This window comes from Methylobacterium sp. WL19, from assembly GCF_008040005.1.
Taxonomy (GTDB): domain Bacteria; phylum Pseudomonadota; class Alphaproteobacteria; order Rhizobiales; family Beijerinckiaceae; genus Methylobacterium; species Methylobacterium bullatum.
In genome coordinates, this window is the sequence record NZ_VRVC01000235.1 from 1 (window position 1) to 2,997 (window position 2,997).

At 71.0% G+C, this 2,997-nt stretch carries 2 protein-coding genes and 1 pseudogene; 1 reads left to right on the top strand and 2 read right to left on the bottom strand.

Translation table 11 applies throughout. From position 1 onward, the window contains the following. Both FV220_RS24560 and FV220_RS24565 read right to left on the bottom strand, forming a co-directional pair. Positions 1–1,160: pseudogene (locus FV220_RS24560) on the bottom strand (DNA mismatch repair protein MutS); the annotation flags it as partial. Positions 1,161–1,293: 133 nt separating this feature from the next. Further along, a complete protein-coding gene (locus FV220_RS24565) occupies positions 1,294–1,614 on the bottom strand; it encodes a hypothetical protein (RefSeq protein WP_238253855.1) in 321 nt (106 codons plus the stop codon). A 217-nt stretch (positions 1,615–1,831) separates the two neighbouring features. On the opposite strand from FV220_RS24565, the gene FV220_RS24570 reads away from it, so the two are divergent. Continuing rightward, positions 1,832–2,997: helicase-related protein (locus FV220_RS24570; RefSeq protein ID WP_246689538.1), on the top strand; the 1,166-nt coding region annotated here is incomplete at its 3' end.

Here is a 2,997-nt window from a genome sequence, read left to right on the forward strand (position 1 = left end):
GCGCGGGCGATGTCGGGCGCCCGCGCCAAGGCGTCGCGCAGGCTCCGGCGAAGGGCGCCATCCTCCACCAGGAACGACACCGCTTCGTGGCGGCGCGTGATCGCCGACAGGTCGGTGAGAGGGCCGGCCAGATGCTCGGCCAGCAGCCGCGCGCCGATGGCCGACACGGTGCGGTCGATGGCGTCGAGCAGGCTGCCGGTGCGCTCGCCCGAGAGGGTCCGGGTGAGTTCGAGATTGGCGCGGGTCGCCGCGTCGATGGCCAGCGTCGCCCCGCTCGTCTCCCGGGTCGGCGGCGACAGAGCGGGCCGGGCGCCGATCTGCGTGCGCTCGATATAGAGCAGGGCCGCTCCGGCGGCGGCGAGTTCGGCCCGCCCGAACTGCCCGAACCCGTCGAGGGTCGAGACGCCGAACTGTTCCTTGATCCGCCGTTCAGCCGAGGCCGGTTCGAGCTCCGCCTGCGCCAGGGGCGTGACCGGGGCCTTCACCTCGCGCCAGAGGCCGGCGAGCGACGGGTCGGAATGGATCGCCTCGGAAAGCACGATCTCGCGCGGATCGTGCCGTGCGATGGCAGCACCCAGCTCGCCTTCGGGAACTTCGCTGAGCGAGAACCGGCCGGTGGAGATGTCGACGGCGGCGATGCCGTAGGCGTAGCCGGATTCCGAGAACTTGCGGCGGCCGAGAGCGAGGAGGACGCTGGCGCGCGACGGATCGAGGAGACGGTCCTCGGTGATCGTGCCGGGGGTGACGAGGCGGACGACCTCGCGGCGCACCACGGATTTCGGTCCCCGCTTCTTGGCCTCCGCCGGGTCCTCGGTCTGGGCGCAGACCGCGACGCGATGGCCGAGGGCGATGAGGCGGCTGAGGTAATCGTCGGAGCGCTCCACCGGCACGCCGCACATGGGGATATCCGCCCCGCCATGCTTGCCGCGCTTGGTCAGGACGATTCCGAGGGCACGGGACGCGATCTCCGCATCCTCGAAGAACAGTTCGTAGAAATCCCCCATCCGGTAGAACAGGAGGCAATCCGTGTTGGCCGCCTTGATCTCGATGTACTGCGCCATCATCGGCGTCGCGCCGGCGATGTCGAGGGGCGAGGCGCTCACTGTCTCCTCGGCCGGGACGCTGGTCTTCGGGCTGGAGCGGGCGGCGCGTTGGGACATGCGCCATCATAGCAGAGGCCGCCGGACCGGATCAGCGCCCCTGCCAGCATCATCTGGGGAGAACCGTGATCCCACGAAAAAAGGCCGATGCGTCTCCGCACCGGCCCTTCCGACGATGAAGCTGAAGAACGGCTTAGTAGGCCGGGCCGCCCGACGTGGTGCCCTTGCGCTGCATGTAGCCCGGCTGCTGCGGGTTGCGGGAGTTCGGATCGCCGTGGCTGTAGGCGGCGGGGGCGCGGCGATGGCGCATGCCATGACGATGATGGTGGTGGCGATGGCGCATGCCGCGATGGCTGGCGTAGCCCGGGTGATGACCGCGGCTGACGACCTCGGTGGCGAGCGTATCGCCGGCGATCACGGGAGCGGCCGGCATGGCCGGGGCGGCGGAAGCGGCGCCGAGGCCGAGGGCGCTGAAAAAGGTTCCTGCCGCCAGGGCAAGTGCAATCTTGGTCATCGAGTAGTCCATCCGTTCGGATCGCGCCGCGCGCGTCGAGGCAACAAGTCGTTTGCCCGGACTCCGTTCCCATTCTTTTCGATGCACGATTACGCAGCGAAAAGCCGCCGAACGCATGAGGATCATGGGATGATTTTCGCATCGCGCACGTGATCCGCGCCGTCACGGCGAAACGGGGTTGCGCATCCTCCCGCTTGCCCGCACCACCACATCCGCGATGGCGACAAACCCCTCCCCCTCCGCTGCCCTGCCGATCGATGCGGCCCTGCCGGGCCTTCTCGCGGCCCTCGACGCCGGCCCATCGGCGGTGCTCGTGGCGCCCCCCGGAGCCGGCAAGACCACCCGTGTCCCGCTGGCCCTTCTCGACGCGCCGTGGCTCGGCGCTGCCGGCCGGATCATCCTCCTCGAACCACGGCGCCTGGCTGCCCGCGGCGCGGCCGAGCGCATGGCCGCCACCCTCGGTCAGCGCGTGGGCGAGACCGTGGGGCTGCGCGTCCGCCTCGGCTCGAAGATCTCGCGGGCGACGCGGATCGAGGTCGTCACGGAGGGGGTCTTCACCCGCATGATCCTGGACGATCCGGAACTGTCGGGCATCGGCGCGGTGATCTTCGACGAGTTCCACGAGCGCTCCCTCGACGCCGATCTCGGGCTCGCCCTCGCCCTCGACGCGCAGTCCGGCCTGCGCGACGACCTGCGCATCCTCGTCATGTCCGCCACCCTGGACGGTGCGCGGGTCTCACGCCTGATGGGCGACGCGCGGATCGTCGAATCCGAAGGCCGGGCCTATCCGGTCGAGACACGCCACACTGAGCGCGATCCCAACCGGCGGATCGAGGATGCGATGGCCGACGCCATCCTGCGCGCCCTGCGGGCCGATCCCGGCTCCGTCCTCGCCTTCCTTCCCGGACAGGGCGAGATCCGCCGCGTGGCGAGCCTTCTCGCCGAACGGATCGACGAGAACATCGAGATCGCGCCGCTCTACGGCGCCCTCCCCCCGGCCGAGCAGGACCGCGCCGTGGCGCCCGCCCCGCCCGGAACCCGGAAGGTCGTGCTGGCGACCAGCATCGCCGAGACCTCGCTCACCATCGAGGGCGTCCGGATCGTGGTCGATTCCGGCCTGTCCCGCGTGCCGGTCTACGAGCCCGGCATCGGCCTGACCCGCCTCGTCACCGCCCGCGCCTCCCGCGCCTCGGTGGACCAGCGGCGCGGCCGCGCGGGGCGGACCGAGCCGGGCATCTGCCATCGCCTCTGGTCGGAGGCGGCGACCAGCGCCCTCGAACCCTTCACGCGGCCAGGATCTCCGGCCGCGCCCTCAACGCACTCCTCCCGTGGGACATGCGTCACCGCCTCGACGCGGAGGCGCCGACCCATGTGGAGGTGCCC

Bases quoted from the DNA above. Each gene is read 5' to 3' on its own strand.
- FV220_RS24565 (WP_238253855.1), bottom strand. From the start codon at position 1,614: ATGACCAAGATTGCACTTGCCCTGGCGGCAGGAACCTTTTTCAGCGCC.